This is a genomic window from Roseateles sp. (genome assembly GCF_039595295.1).
In the GTDB taxonomy this organism is placed as follows: Bacteria; Pseudomonadota; Gammaproteobacteria; order Burkholderiales; family Burkholderiaceae_C; genus Roseateles.
This window is the reverse complement of sequence record NZ_JBCNLU010000001.1, coordinates 49,533-62,707: the sequence shown is the minus strand read 5'-3', so window position 1 is coordinate 62,707 and position 13,175 is coordinate 49,533. Positions and strand designations below refer to the sequence as shown.

12 protein-coding genes are annotated in these 13,175 nt (G+C 71.9%); 11 read left to right on the top strand and 1 reads right to left on the bottom strand.

The features are described from left to right. Window positions 1-112 precede the first annotated feature (112 nt). Complete coding sequence (sctU, locus tag ABDW59_RS00285; protein WP_343627295.1) at window positions 113-1,357, bottom strand: type III secretion system export apparatus subunit SctU; 1,245 nt, start codon at window positions 1,355-1,357, stop codon at window positions 113-115. 266 nt (window positions 1,358-1,623) lie between these two features. On the opposite strand from sctU, the gene ABDW59_RS00280 reads away from it, so the two are divergent. The 11 genes from ABDW59_RS00280 to ABDW59_RS00230 all read left to right on the top strand — a co-directional run bounded on the left by ABDW59_RS00280 (window position 1,624) and on the right by ABDW59_RS00230 (window position 13,018). Then, window positions 1,624-2,529 carry a lytic transglycosylase domain-containing protein gene (locus tag ABDW59_RS00280; protein WP_343627294.1) on the top strand — a complete coding sequence of 302 codons (906 nt, stop codon included), beginning with the start codon at window positions 1,624-1,626 and terminating at the stop codon, window positions 2,527-2,529. Further along, complete coding sequence (locus ABDW59_RS00275) at window positions 2,526-4,565, top strand: FHIPEP family type III secretion protein (RefSeq protein ID WP_343627293.1); 2,040 nt, start codon at window positions 2,526-2,528, stop codon at window positions 4,563-4,565. The genes ABDW59_RS00280 and ABDW59_RS00275 overlap by 4 nt, the downstream gene beginning before the upstream one ends. A 73-nt stretch (window positions 4,566-4,638) precedes the next feature. Next, a complete protein-coding gene (gene sctC, locus ABDW59_RS00270; protein ID WP_343627292.1) occupies window positions 4,639-6,645 on the top strand; it encodes a type III secretion system outer membrane ring subunit SctC in 2,007 nt (668 codons plus the stop codon). Continuing rightward, window positions 6,642-7,709, top strand: a complete 1,068-nt coding sequence (locus ABDW59_RS00265; RefSeq protein WP_343627291.1) for a hypothetical protein — start codon at window positions 6,642-6,644, stop codon at window positions 7,707-7,709. Before sctC ends, ABDW59_RS00265 begins: the two co-directional genes overlap by 4 nt. 102 nt (window positions 7,710-7,811) lie before the next feature. After that, window positions 7,812-8,102 (top strand): hypothetical protein, encoded by a 291-nt coding sequence (locus tag ABDW59_RS00260; RefSeq protein ID WP_343627290.1) that lies wholly within the window; start codon window positions 7,812-7,814, stop codon window positions 8,100-8,102. Continuing rightward, window positions 8,099-8,530: a hypothetical protein gene (locus ABDW59_RS00255; RefSeq protein ID WP_343627289.1), complete on the top strand. Its 432-nt coding sequence runs from the start codon at window positions 8,099-8,101 to the stop codon at window positions 8,528-8,530. Before ABDW59_RS00260 ends, ABDW59_RS00255 begins: the two co-directional genes overlap by 4 nt. A gap of 5 nt (window positions 8,531-8,535) precedes the next feature. Further along, the gene (gene sctJ, locus ABDW59_RS00250; RefSeq protein ID WP_343627288.1) at window positions 8,536-9,348 is read left to right on the top strand and encodes a type III secretion inner membrane ring lipoprotein SctJ; all 813 of its coding nucleotides are present in this window, start codon (window positions 8,536-8,538) and stop codon (window positions 9,346-9,348) included. A 115-nt stretch (window positions 9,349-9,463) separates the two neighbouring features. Then, on the top strand, window positions 9,464-10,126 hold the full coding sequence (locus ABDW59_RS00245; RefSeq protein WP_343627287.1) for a hypothetical protein: 663 nt from the start codon (window positions 9,464-9,466) through the stop codon (window positions 10,124-10,126). Beyond that, the gene (locus ABDW59_RS00240) at window positions 10,123-11,124 is read left to right on the top strand and encodes a FliH/SctL family protein (protein ID WP_343627286.1); all 1,002 of its coding nucleotides are present in this window, start codon (window positions 10,123-10,125) and stop codon (window positions 11,122-11,124) included. Before ABDW59_RS00245 ends, ABDW59_RS00240 begins: the two co-directional genes overlap by 4 nt. Beyond that, on the top strand, window positions 11,121-12,443 hold the full coding sequence (locus ABDW59_RS00235) for a FliI/YscN family ATPase (protein ID WP_343627285.1): 1,323 nt from the start codon (window positions 11,121-11,123) through the stop codon (window positions 12,441-12,443). The genes ABDW59_RS00240 and ABDW59_RS00235 overlap by 4 nt, the downstream gene beginning before the upstream one ends. Next, complete coding sequence (locus ABDW59_RS00230; protein WP_343627284.1) at window positions 12,440-13,018, top strand: hypothetical protein; 579 nt, start codon at window positions 12,440-12,442, stop codon at window positions 13,016-13,018. The genes ABDW59_RS00235 and ABDW59_RS00230 overlap by 4 nt, the downstream gene beginning before the upstream one ends. The last annotated feature ends 157 nt before the right edge of the window (window positions 13,019-13,175 follow it).

Genomic DNA, 13,175 nt, shown 5'->3' with positions numbered 1-13,175 from the left:
CCGTGCGCGACCTCGCGCCGGTGAGCCTCTGAGCCCGCACCGTGCTTCACGGCGCCGACGGGTTGAATTTCATGGCTTCCCGCGTTTCGTCGAAAGTCAGGACCGTCGGCAGTCAGGGTCCGTCCCGACTAGGGGCGTCCGCAACGCCGCCCCCGATGACGCCCCCATGGGGACGCCGCGTCAGGTCCTCGCCGGGCGCCGCGGCGCGACGGCGGGCACGCGCTCCGCCGTTACTCGATCGCTTCGGATCCCCGTGTTCATCGGCATTCGCGGCCGCCGCCATCTCCTGCCTCACCTCCGCGGCCCACAGGATGACCTCGGCGATCACGTCGAAGAGATCGGCCGGAATCACCTCGCCGACCTCGGCCCGCGCGAGCAGATCCCGCGCCAGCGGCACGTTGCGGACGATGGGCACGCCGGCGCGCTCCGCGGCGGCGCGCATCGCGGCGGCCACCTCGCCCTCGCCCTTGGCGGCGATGGTCGGCACGGGACAGCGCTCGCGGTCGTAATCGATGGCCACGGCCACGTGCGTCGGATTGACCACCAGCGCCGCCGCCAGGCCCGTGGCTTGCGCGGCGTTCTGCTGCGACCACTCCGCATGCGCCTGGCGCCGGTGCTGCTTGAGCATCGGATCGCCCTCGTTGTCCTTGAACTCCTGCTTGATGTCGCGCAGGCTCATGCGCATCTTCTTGGTGAAAGAGTGGCGCTGCCAGAAGGCGTCCAGCATGGACACCACGATGAAGGCCGCGATCGCCCAGGCGATCAGCCGCCAGCTCGCGTCCCACAGCAGCGCGGCGGTGGTACGCGCGCCGTCGCCGCTCTGTCGCACCAGCGCCATCCAGTCGGGCAAGGCCTGACGCGCGAGCAGCCAGCCCAGGCCCAGCAACAGCGTCGCCTTCAGCACGTTCTTGAGCAGCTCGACCAGGCTGTCCATCGAGAACATCCGCTTGATGCCCTCGGCCGGGTTCAGGTGCGACATCTTGGGCGTGACCTTCTCCATCGCCCACACCGCGCCGACCTGCAGGAAGTCGGTCAGCAGCCCGGTGGCCGCCACCGGGACCATCAGCACCGCGGTGATCCACGCCAGGCACTCGACCGCGGCCGCGCCCAGCGATCGCGCCACCAGCGCGAAGCCGCCCGCGTCCCAGCCGCGATCCAGCGCCTGGAACAGCAAGTCCACCAAGGCCTGCACCCGCTGCGCCGCCGGCACCGCCAGCACGGCGAACAGCAACAGCCAGACCAGCAGCGTCACGGTGGCGCTGAGGTCGCGGCTCTTGGGCACGTCGCCCTTCTTGCGGGCGTCGAGCAGTCGTTTCGGGGTGGGCTTTTCGGTCTTGTCGCCGCTGTCGTCCGCCATCCGGGGGGCTCCTCCACTGCTGGGACGGTCGCATTCGATGCCGAATCCATGCCGCCCGGATGACGCACCCGTTTCAGACGTATCTATGTGTTTCCTAGGGGGGTTCGAGGGAGAAGCCTCGAGATCTCCGCTTGAAGAACCCTAAATGGCAACCGCTGTGCCCACGACAACAAAGTCGACACACACCGTTACAGCCTGCCGAAGGGGCTATTGGTGATTCGGTCCGGCGTCGGAATAGTGCGCGGCGAACAGGGAGAACAAGACCCATGCAGGTGATGCAGTACGCCACGGCGCTCGCGCTGATGGCCGGGATCCTCGCGTCCCCGGCGATCGCGTCGGACGCCCCCTCGGCCATTCGATGCGACGCGCCCCTTTTGCCGGAAGGGTCAGGGCTTGCCCACGACGACGGCAGGGTCGAGCAAGCCCTGACCCCCGGCAAATTCGCTTTGGTCGGCCGGCTCTGCGGCACAACCGTCGCTGCCGCGGCGGCCGAGCGCCATGCCGCACCGCGCGCGGAGCAGCTGTCGCTCTACGCCACGGGCTATCGCGCCGGCAGCCTCGCCGACGACGCAACGCCGCGCGCACCGGCAACGCCCGCCGCGCTGATGGAGCTGCCCATCGCGCCCTACGGCTACATGCCGGGCGCGACAGGAACGGCGGGATCGGCGGCATCGACGGGATCGCCGTCGTCATCGGCCCGTCATGGTGCCGCGTCCACGCGAAGGCAAGCCGGCGCCGCGCGCATCCTCGCACTCGCGCAAACGTTAAACGCGGCCGCCGAGCGCCATGACATCGACCCCTTGCTGCTGCACGCGATCGCGCATGTGGAGTCGCGGCACAACGCGGCCGCGGTCTCGCCGGCCGGCGCCCGCGGCCTGATGCAGGTGATGCCCGCGACGGCCAAGCGTTTTGGCCTGATGGATCCGGCGCGCGAGCTGATGGCCGCGCCGGCCAACGTCGAAGTCAGCGCGGCCTATCTGAAGACCTTGCAGGAGCGCTTCGGCAACAACCTGCCGCTGGTGCTGGCGGCCTACAACGCCGGCGAAGGCGCGGTGGAGCGCCACGGCCGCCGCGTGCCCGACTATCCCGAGACCCGCGACTACGTGGCGCAGGTGCTGCGCGCCTACCGAGCCCTGCGCGAGGCGGTGGCCGCCAACCGGTCCGCGCCATGAGCCTGCACGCCTACCTCCACCGCGGCGAGGCCGGCCGCGAAGGGCTGCTGTCGCGCTACGTCGACCTGGTGCTGGTCGCGGGCGTGATCGCCATCGTCGCGCTGATGGTGCTGCCGCTGCCGCTGTGGCTGATCGATCTGCTGGTCGCGGCCAACATGGCCTCGGGCGTGCTGCTGCTGCTGGTAGCCATCTACATCGCCGGGCCGATCGAGTTCGCGGTCTTCCCCAGCCTGCTGCTGATCACCACGCTGTTCCGGCTGTCGCTGTCCATCGCGACCACGCGCCAGATCCTGCTGCATGCCGACGGCGGCCACATCATCGGCACCTTCGGCCATCTGGTCGCGGGCGGGAATCTGGTGGTGGGACTGGTGGTCTTCCTGATCATCACCGTGGTCCAGTTCATCGTGATCGCCAAGGGCGCGGAGCGCGTGGCCGAGGTCGCCGCCCGCTTCTCGCTGGACGCGATGCCGGGCAAGCAGCTGTCCATCGACTCGGACCTGCGCTCCGGGCTGATCGACAAGGAAGAGGCCAAGCGCAAGCGCCGCCTGCTGGAGATGGAGTCCAAGCTGCACGGCAGCCTGGACGGCGCGATGAAGTTCGTGAAGGGCGACGCCATCGCCGGCATCGTGATCATCGCGATCAACCTGATCGGCGGCTTGGCCGTCGGCGTGCTGCAACAGAAGATGGCGGTGGGCGATGCGCTGCACGCCTACTCCATCCTGTCCATCGGCGAAGGCATGGTCGCGCAGATCCCCGCGCTGCTGGGCGCAATGGCCGCCGGCCTCATCGTGACCCGCACCGCCGACGAGGACGAACGCCACCTCGGCGACGCGATCCGGCGCCAGCTTGCCGCCAAGCCGCGCGTGCTGCTGGTGGGCGCGGCGATCTGCGGGCTGTTCTCGACAGTGCCGGGATTCCCGGCGCCGGTCTTCCTGCTGCTCGGCCTGTTGATGCTGATCAGCGGGCTGGCGCTGCTGCCCGCGTGGCGGCTGCGCGTGGAGCGCTGGCGCGGTCGGGCGATGCCGGCCTCGCAGCTCAAGGCGCCACCGGCCGTGCGCGACGCACCGCCCGCGCAACTGCCCCCCGCGCTGCCCTTGCTGCTGCTGGTGCCGCCCACGGCCTTGCAGGGCGATACGGGCCGTGCGCTGGGGGCGGCGCTCGGCCGCATGGCCTCGGACTTCCAGCTGCACCTGGGCGTCGCGCTGCCGCGCATGGCGCTGCAAGGCTGGTCGCCGGATCGCATGGGCGGGATCGGCGGATCGAGAGGATCGAGCGGATCCGGTGGAACGGGCGGCGACTGGGAGCTGATGGTCTACGAGACCCCCATCGCCAGCGGGGCGATGCCCGCCACATCAGGATCGGGATCGGGGCCCGCCACGATCGCGGTCGAGACGGCGCTCGCCGACGCCTTGCGCCACGTGTTGCGCCGCCACGCACCGCTGTTCGTCGGCATCCAGGAGACCACCGCGATGCTGACGCAGGCCTCGGCGGAGCTGCCCGACGTGGTCAAGGAAGTGCTGCGCGCGCTGCCGATCCAACGCGTGGCCGACGTGCTGCGGCGGCTGGTGGCCGAGGAGGTCTCCATCCGCAACCTGCGCGACGTGCTGGAGTCGCTGGCCGAAGCCGGTCAGCGCGAGAAGGACGTGCAGACGCTGACGGAGCTGGCGCGCATCGCGCTCAAGCGTCAGACCAGCCACCGCATCGCGCCGGACGGCCGGCTGCGCTGCCTGATGCTGGGCGCGGAGCTGGAGGAGACGCTGCGCCAGGGCCTGCGCAGCAACGGCGGCGCGACGCAGCTGGCCATCGATCCCACGCTGGCGCAGCGCATCGGCGCGGCGCTGGTCGAGGCGGCCGCGCGGCACGGCGCGATCGCCATCGTCACCGCGGTCGACGTGCGCTGGCATGTCCGCAAGCTGATCGAGACCGACGCGTTCGACGTGGCGGTGCTGTCCTTCCATGAACTGGTGTCCAGCCTGACGCTGGACGTCGTCGAGCGCGTCGACCTGCCGGCGCTGCCCCTGCTTCAAGCCGCCTGAGGCCCCAGGCATGAACCGCTAGCTGCACCGCTTCCGCCCCGCCAGAGATTCCCAGAAAAAGATTGCGAGAGCCATGACCCCGACGCGTTCCTCCGATGCCGCCGCCGCGCCCGCACCTGCCGGCCTCGGCGCCCGCGACCGCCGCTCGAAACGCCGCGCCCTGGCCCTCGCGGCGATGCTGGCGGCCAGCGCCGGCGCCTCCGCGATGCCCTGGGGCCAGGGCGCGCAGCCGGTGGTGCTCACGGCGCGCGAGCAGCCGCTGAGCGCTTTCTTGGAGGGCGTGTTCTCGCAGGCGGACTCGCCGGTGTCGCTGAGCCCCAACCTCAGCGGTCAGGTCAGCGGGCGATTCCGCATGTCGGCGCAGACACTGGTGCAAGAGATGGCGCGGGCCTACAGCCTGGTGGTCTTTCACGACGGGATGGTCACGCACATCGCCGCCGCGCGTGAGATCCAGACCCGCCACTTCCCGCTCACCGCGCTGGCGACGCAGCGCACGCTGCGCAGCGCCGAGGAACTGCAGCTCACCGACGCCCAGAACACGCTGCGCCGCGGCGCCGACGGCACGCTGGTCGCGCGCGGTCATCCGGCCTTCGTCGAGATGGTCGCGGAGCTGGCCCGCGCCAATGACCCGACGCAGCCCCCGGCGACCGGCGGCGTGGCGGCGGGGCGTGAGGACTACCGCGTCTACTACCTGCGCTACGCCTGGGCGCAGGACGTGAGCATGTCGGTGGGCGGGCGCTCGATCAGCGTGCCGGGCGTGGCGTCCATCCTGAGGACGCTGGTCGGCGTGCCGGGTGGCGCATCGCAAGCCGCCTCGCGCGAGCGGCCCAGCACCGTGCCGGGTCTGCGCGGACAGGGGCTGGCGGCGCAGGCCTATCCGGCCGGCGGCACGCTGGGCTACGGCGGTGGGAACGGCGGAGGGAACGGCGGCGGCGGAGTCTACGGGGAGCCGGCACGCGGCGAGGCCGACCTGGTGCAGGCTGCGATGCAGCAGCCGGCGGCGATGCGCGGCGGTCGCGAGATGGCGCCGCCTCAGCAGCAGCAGCAGCCGGCCATCAGCGGACCTCGCATCGAGGCCGATCCGCGCCTGAACGCGATCATCGTGCGCGACCAGCCCGAGCGGCTGGAGCGCTACGGCGCGCTGATCCAGGCGCTGGACGTGGAGCCGCAATCGCTGGAGATCGAGGCCACCGTCATCGACGTCAACACCGATCGGCTGCGGGAGCTGGGCATCAACTGGCGCTGGTCCAGTCCGGGCGGCAGCGAGTTCCTCTTCGGCAACGGCACGGCGAGCGACCTCAACCTGCGCGGCGGACGCGACGTGACGCCGATCGGCAAAGGTGGCTTCATCTCCGCGGTGCTGGGCAGCCGCAACAACTTCGTGGCGCGCATCAACGCGCTGCAGGACGACGGCGCGGCGCGCGTCGTCTCCAGTCCGCAGGTGCTGACGCTGTCCAACGTCGAGGCCGTCTTCGACAGCAGCTCGACCTTCTACGTGCGCGTCGCGGGGCGGGAGCAGGTGGACCTGTTCAACGTCACGGCGGGCACCTCGCTGCGGGTGATGCCGCATGTGTTCACCGACCGGGACCAGACCCGCATCAAGCTGCTGGTGCAGGTGGAGGACGGCAACATGACCGCGGCGCAGGTCGACGCGATCCCGGTGGTGGAGCGCGCGACCATCCAGACGCAGGCGCTGATCAACGAGGGCGAGAGCCTGCTGATCGGCGGCATGACGCGCGACAGCAGCGGCACGGGCACGAGCAAGGTGCCGGTGCTGGGCGACGTGCCGGTGCTGGGGAACCTCTTCCGCAGCAACCGGCAGACCAACAGCCGCATCGAGCGGATGTTCCTGATCACGCCGCGTCTGGCGCGCGCCGGTCAGCCGGCCGGCGAGAGCGCGCTGCGCGGCGGGGCGCCGCAGCAGGCGCCGCGTGTGCCGGATCCGGCCCCGCGAAATGAACCGGCGACCACGGTCCCCGTTCGACCATCAGGTCCGGCCACGCCGGCGCCGTTGCCGCCGGCGCCCTCCGCGGCCCCGACGGGGTCCGATCCGCGTTCCCAAGGAGGGCCGGCGACATGAACCCCACCGCACAACGACGCCCTCGCACGCTGCGGGGCGAGGTCGACACCGCCAAGGCGGTCGAAGGGTCGTCGGCATCTGCCTGCGCTGTCGATCCGCCGATGCAGGCGAAGCCGTCCATGTCGCCGGAAGCGCTCGAACTCCGCGTCCTCGCCGGCCCGCAGGCCGGCGCGCGCGTGCCGTGGCCGGCGACCGGCGGCGCGCTGGTGCTGCGCGCGGGCGAGGACATCGACGACACCATCCGCGCCGATCTGTTGATCGACAGCGAGCGCCCCGCCCTGCTGCGCCTGCGCGCGCAGCGCGACGGAGAGGCGCGCGTCGAAGTGCTCTCCGGCGCGGTGACGATCGGCGATCACACGCATGCGACGGGCGCGGTCTTCCGCTGGCCCCTGCTGGTGCCGATGCAGATCGGCGACTCGGCGGCGATCGCCGTGGGTGAGGCGCAGGCGGAGATCTGGCCGCTCGCGCCGCTGTACGGCGACTCGAATCGATCGGGCGACGAGACCGATGACGCCGCGGACTCGTCGCGCCGAGCCGATGCCATCGGGAACGGCGCGGACGCGGGCAGCGATGGCGACGCGGACGCCGACGGCAGCAACCCCATGGCCGGGATTCCGCCGCGCGGGCGCGTCGACACGTGGCTGGCGGGCGGGGGCGCGGTGTTGGGCATCGCGGGCCTCGTGTGGTCCTTGCTGATCACGCTGCCCACGGCGCCGCACGCGGCCGTTCCCGTGCTGGTCGCGCAAACGCCGGTGCCGGCGCCCCACGACGAACTCGTCTTCGAGGCGCCGGCCGCGGGTCGCGCCGAGCCCGCGCCCGTGGAACCCAAGCCCGCCGCCGAGCCCGAACCGCCGCGTCCACCGACGCTGCCCTCCGCCGGCAACGAGCCGGGCAAGCGCATCGTCACCCTGGTCAGCCAAGGCCAGCTGCCGCATCTGGTGACCGCCGACGGCACGCGCTACTTCGTCGGCGCGGTGCTGCCCAGCGGACATCGCGTCGCGGCGGTGCTGCCGCAAGCGCTGGTGCTGGAGCGCGACGGTCAGCAGTCTCGCATCGAGTTCTGAGGAGCACGTCAGAACGCCCTGTTCCCTCCCTCGGCCGCCGTCCCGCACCCATCGGGCCGACCGGCCGCCCTTCCCACCACTCCACAACCGAAGGAGCACTTGATGAGCACGATTCAACGCAACCTGCTGGGCAACGGCACCGGTACGGGCGCTGCCGGCGGCACCGGCAGCTGGTTCGAGGCGATGGCCGATGCCTGGGGCAAGGCCCTGGACGCCAAGGCCGACCAGATCACCGACAAGTCCGCGCAGATCGGCAACGCCAGCGCCGACAAGCCGGCCGACATCACCGAGCTGACCGCGATGTCGCTGGAGATGGGCTTCCTGAGCAACTCGTCGCACACGGCGCTGGCGTCCGTGGGATCGGCGCTCGAGACGATGGCGCGCAAGCAATGAGCGCGATCGCGGTCCTGGGTCTGCCGCCGGTCGCGTCGGCCTCGGCCGTCGCGGGCGACGCGGCGGCGGGGTCGGGCGCGCGGGCCGGCTACGGCCTGTCGCTGTCGGACTTCGGCGGCTTCGAGCAGGCGCTGCGGCGCGCCGAGGGCCGGGCCGGCGACGGCCCGGGCGTCGACGCCGCGCGCGTGGCACCGGTCTCGGAGGTCGCGGCGCAGATGCTCAAGCCCTTCGACCACATCAACGCCGAGGCCGAGAGCCTGGGCCGCATGGCCGACGCCGCCCGTCTGGCCGGCGCCGAGATGCGTCCCGGCGACGTGGTGCAGCTGACGCTGCGCTGCCAGGAGTTCATGTTCCATTGCCAGCTCACGTCCAACATCGCCAATCGCGGGTCGGACGGGCTGCAGCAACTCTTCCGCCAACAGGGGTGACGACGATGCGCCGACCGCTCCGCTTCCGTCTTTCTTCTGCCGTGTCGCTGCTCGCGCTGGCCTCGGCGGCCTTGCTGTCCGGGTGCAAGGAGCAGGTCCTCTACGGGGACCTCACCGAGCGCCAGGCCAACGAGGTCGTGGCCGCGCTGCGCGAGTCCGGCATCGAGGCGCAGAAGCTGCACCAGGAGAAGACCTATGCGGTGCAGGTCGGCGCCGACGACTTTCCGGCGGCGGTGCAGCTGATGCGCGCGCAGGGGCTGCCGCGCGAGAGCTATGACTCGCTGGGGCAGGTCTTCAAGCGCGAAGGCTTCGTGTCCACGCCGCTGGAGGAGCGGGCGCGGCTGCTGTATGCGCTGTCGCAGGAGCTGTCCAACACGGTGGCCAGCATCGACGGCGTGGTGGCGGCGCGGGTGCATCTGGTGGTGCCGGAGAAGCATCCGCTGGACGACAAGCCGCAGCCGGCGGCGGCCTCGGTCTTCATCAAGCATCGGCCGGATGTGGACCTGGGCGCGTTGACGCCCAAGATCAAGGCGCTGATCTTGAACAGCGTCGAGGGGCTGCCGGCGGAGAAGGTCACGGTGGCGCTGTTCCCGGCGCTGCCGCCGGCGCCGGCCAGCAGCGCGGCCTTGGCGGCCATGGCGGCGCGGGAGGCCGGGAGCTTCGCAGCCTCGGCGTGGCTGCCGTTCTCGATGGCGGCGGGTGGCGCGGCGCTCGTGGGCGCGGCGTGGCTGGTGCGGTCGCGGCGGTCACGGCCTCGGCTGGTCGCGCGGGAGCCGGCCTTGATCGTCCGCGCGGATCCGCCGGCGGGACGGGGGTGACCGTATGAGTCCAGCACTGGAGCGGGAATCGTTGGGCGAGTCGGTGGCCGGATCAAGCGACGGATCAAGCGACGGATCGAGCAGCGAGTCGAGGAACGGATCGATGGGCGGATCGATGGCTGATTCGAAGTACGAGGGCATCGACCGCCGCGCGCTGCTGCGGGATCGCCGCGAGCATCGCGCCCGCGTGGCGCAGCGGCTGACGCGCGAGGCGCCGGTGGCGGCGGACTGTCTGCCGTGGGCGGCCTTCGATGCGGCGCCGGATTGGCTCGCGTGGCCGGATGACGCGCTGGTGCTGTGGCAACGGCGCGTGGGGGCGGTGTTCTGCGCGCCGGCCTTAAGGCGATGGATAGACACGGCGCGCGTCACCGCACTGAGGTCGGCGCTGGGCGATGGCTTCTATCGCTCGCTGCTCCGGGCGGACGATCCGATGGCGGTCGCGACCTTGCCGGTCGGACTGCCGGATTGGCCGTTGAACGGCGCGCCGTCGGAGATCGCGCCGCTGCTGCGCGGCTGCGGCGCGGCCGTGCTGGTGGCGACCTTGCCGCATGGCGGGCTGAGGCATGCGGTGAGTCAGGCGCTGGCTCCGCTGGCCGAGTTGATGATGCCGGCGGCGCATGCGCAGGCGCTGGTGAAGCGCGCGTCCGGGTTGTGCGCGGGGGCGGCGGTGGCGGCGGTGCAGGCGTGTGCGTCGATGCCGTCGGCGACTGCGGCGGACGCGGCGACAGCGGCGGGGGCGGGCACAGAGGCCGGGACGGTGATCGGAGGCGCGGCATGAGCGGCGCCCCTTACCTGCTCTGGCACGAGGCCGTGCCGGCAATCGCCAGCCCGCGTCGGCTCTTCGCCGCGGCGGAGGTGCCGATGGTCGAGGAGGCGCGCGAGCTGTGCGAACGGCTGGCGGAGCAGCGGGTGGCGTTGGATGCGCGGGCGGAGCAGGTGCTGGCCGGCGCGCGGGATGAAGGCTTCGCGGCGGGTCTCGCGCAAGGGCGCGCGGCGGCGATGGCGGCGGTGGCGGAGGCGGTCGAGGCCATGACGAGCGCGATGGCGATCGCCCGGGATCAGGCGGTGGCGGCGGCGCGCGAGGATGTCGCGCTGCTGGCGCTGCAGGTGGCGCGCAAGCTCATCGGGCAGCTGCCGGAGGCGGAGCAGCTGGCGCGGCTCGCGCAGGAAGCGGCGCGGCAGTCGATGCCGGATGGCGAGGCGCTGCGGCTGCGTGTGCATCCGAGTCATGAGGCGGAGGTGCGGGCATTGCTGGCGGCGACGGTGGGCGCGGCGCACTGGCGCGTGGAAGGGGACGCGGCGCTGCCGGTGACGGCTTGTCGCGTCGGTGGTGCGCGGGGGGATGTGGATGCGGCCATCGACGTTCAGCTCGCGCGTGTGGCGCGGGGGTGGGCGTTGGAGTGGCCGTCGGGGAGGACGCGCGAAGACCCTCTCCCCCGCCCTCTCCCGCAAGCGGGCGAGGGGGTAATACAGCCGACGGCGGGCGAAATCTCATCGCAGGCAGCGAGCGCAATCTCACTCCCTCTCCCGCAAGCGGGCGAGGGGGTAATACAGCCGGCGGCGGGCGAAATCTCATCGCAGGCAGCGAGCGCAATCTCACTCCCTCTCCCGCAAGCGGGCGAGGGGGTAATACAGCCGGCGGCGGGCGGAATCTCATCGCAGGCAGCGAGCGCAATCTCACTCCCTCTCCCGCTTGCGGGAGAGGGCGGGGGAGAGGGTCTTCCGGTTCCCCCGCTCGCGGGAGAGGGTCTCCACTCCGAGGTTCGCACCGCATGAGCACCAACGACACCACCTCCGACCTCCTCCACCGCCTGCAGCACGCACAGCCGCTGGAGGAGCGCGGCCGCGTGGTGCAGGCCGTCGGCACCCTGCTCCGCGCGCGCGGCCTGCGCGCCCGCATCGGCCAGCTCTGCCGCGTCTTCGATCCCGCGATCGAGACCGCCGAGACCGGCCTGCGCGCCGAGGTCGTCGGCTATGCCGACGGCGAGCTGCTGCTCGCGCCCTTCGGCCCGCTGCACGACCTGCCGATCGGTGCCGTCGTGCAAGCCACCGACGCGCGCGCCTCCGTCCCCTGCGGCGATGCGCTGCTCGGCCGCGTCCTGGACGGACTCGGCGAACCCATCGACGGCCGCCCCCTGCCGCCGGTCGACCGCGCACCGCTGCACGGCACCGCACCCCATCCGCTGACCCGCCGCCCGGTCGACCATCCTTTCGAAACCGGCATCCGCGCCATCGACGCGACCCTGACCGTCGGCGAAGGTCAACGCGTCGGCGTGTTCGCAATGGCCGGCGGCGGCAAGTCGACGCTGCTAGGCATGCTCGCCCGCAACGCGCGCGCCGACGTCAATGTGATCGCACTGATCGGCGAACGCGGTCGCGAGGTCCGCGAGTTCATCGACGACGCGCTCGGCCCCGAAGGCTTGGCCCGATCGGTCCTGGTGGTCTCGACCTCTGAACGTCCGGCGCTTGAGCGCGCCCGCGCCGCCATCGTCGCCACTGCAGTCGCGGAGGGCTTCCGCGCGCAGGGCCGGCGGGTGCTGCTGATGATGGACTCGGTCACCCGCCACGCCCGCGCCCTGCGCGAGCTGGGCTTGTCCGCCGGCGAGCCGCCGGTGCGACGCGGCTTCCCGCCGTCGGTCTTCGCGGAGCTGCCGCGGCTGTTCGAGCGCGCCGGCAATGACGCGCAGGGATCGATCACCGCCTTCTACACGGTGCTCGCCGAGGACGAGAGCGGCGAGGACCCGATCGCCGAGGAGGTCCGATCGCTGCTGGACGGCCACGTGCAGCTGTCGCGCAAGCTCGCGCAGGGCAATCACTATCCGGCGATCGACATCCTCGACAGCGCGAGCCGCGTGTTCTCGCGCGTCACAGACACGGCGCATCGCGAGGCCGCCGGGCGGATGCGGGCGCTGCTGGCACGGCATGCGGAAGTGGAGTTCCTGCTGCGCGTCGGCGAGTACCGCGTCGGCAGCGATCCGTTGGCCGACGAGGCGATCGAACGCTTGCCGCAGTTGCAGGCGCTGCTGCGGCAACCCGCCGGCGAGCGTGCTGATTGGACGATGACCAGGCGGATGCTGATGGAGGCTTTGTCGTGAACGCGGTCGCCAACGCGAACTTGGGCAGCGGTGATGGGGGACGCATGGCGGGAGGGGACGACAAGGTCCTAACCCTCCCCGGTCTGAATGCGCTCGCGCGCAGCCTGCCGCCGGATGACGCGAAACAGCTGCTGAGCTTGCGACGGTTGCAGCTGCGGCGCGCAACGGCGGAGGTCGTCGAGGCGCAGTCGCAGGTCGAGCAGGCGATGCGCGCGGTCGAGCATCGACAGGGCCGGGTCGCGCAGGTCCGGCAGTCGCGCTTCGATCTGCTGACCGACATCGGCGGGCGGCTCGCGGCGCGGCTGCCGCGCAACGCGCCTTGGGCGACGGCGCATCGGGATTGGCTGGATGAGCAGTTGGAACGCGAGGAGTACGCCTTGATCGATGAGGAGCGAGTGTTGGAGCAGACGCAGGATCGGCTCGCGGAGCGGCGACGGGAGCAGGCGCGGTGCGAGCACCGGGAAGCGCTGGCGGTGGCGCTGCTGGGCGTGCAGAAGCGGCAGCGGGTGAGCGATGAGGAGCGGCGGCAGGACGCGGCGCGGGAAGACCTCGCGCGGGGGAGTCGGGAATGGTGAGCGGGGTGCGTTCTGGGGTGGGGGTGAGCATCGACGCCGCTGCGTCGCGGAGACGCGGCGACGGGGAGGAGGCGCGGTTTGAGGATCTGCTGGGGCGGGGGTCGAGGGGAGATGGGGACTCGGGTGGGCCGAGGGGCTCGCTGCCACTCACCGGCCC

Bases quoted from the DNA above. Each gene is read 5' to 3' on its own strand.
- sctC (WP_343627292.1), top strand. From the start codon at position 4,639: ATGACCCCGACGCGTTCCTCCGATGCCGCCGCCGCGCCCGCACCTGCC.
- ABDW59_RS00235 (WP_343627285.1), top strand. From the start codon at position 11,121: ATGAGCACCAACGACACCACCTCCGACCTCCTCCACCGCCTGCAGCAC.
- ABDW59_RS00275 (WP_343627293.1), top strand. From the start codon at position 2,526: ATGAGCCTGCACGCCTACCTCCACCGCGGCGAGGCCGGCCGCGAAGGG.
- sctJ (WP_343627288.1), top strand. From the start codon at position 8,536: ATGCGCCGACCGCTCCGCTTCCGTCTTTCTTCTGCCGTGTCGCTGCTC.
- sctU (WP_343627295.1), bottom strand. From the start codon at position 1,357: ATGGCGGACGACAGCGGCGACAAGACCGAAAAGCCCACCCCGAAACGA.
- ABDW59_RS00255 (WP_343627289.1), top strand. From the start codon at position 8,099: ATGAGCGCGATCGCGGTCCTGGGTCTGCCGCCGGTCGCGTCGGCCTCG.
- ABDW59_RS00280 (WP_343627294.1), top strand. From the start codon at position 1,624: ATGCAGGTGATGCAGTACGCCACGGCGCTCGCGCTGATGGCCGGGATC.
- ABDW59_RS00245 (WP_343627287.1), top strand. From the start codon at position 9,464: ATGGCTGATTCGAAGTACGAGGGCATCGACCGCCGCGCGCTGCTGCGG.
- ABDW59_RS00265 (WP_343627291.1), top strand. From the start codon at position 6,642: ATGAACCCCACCGCACAACGACGCCCTCGCACGCTGCGGGGCGAGGTC.
- ABDW59_RS00260 (WP_343627290.1), top strand. From the start codon at position 7,812: ATGAGCACGATTCAACGCAACCTGCTGGGCAACGGCACCGGTACGGGC.
- ABDW59_RS00240 (WP_343627286.1), top strand. From the start codon at position 10,123: ATGAGCGGCGCCCCTTACCTGCTCTGGCACGAGGCCGTGCCGGCAATC.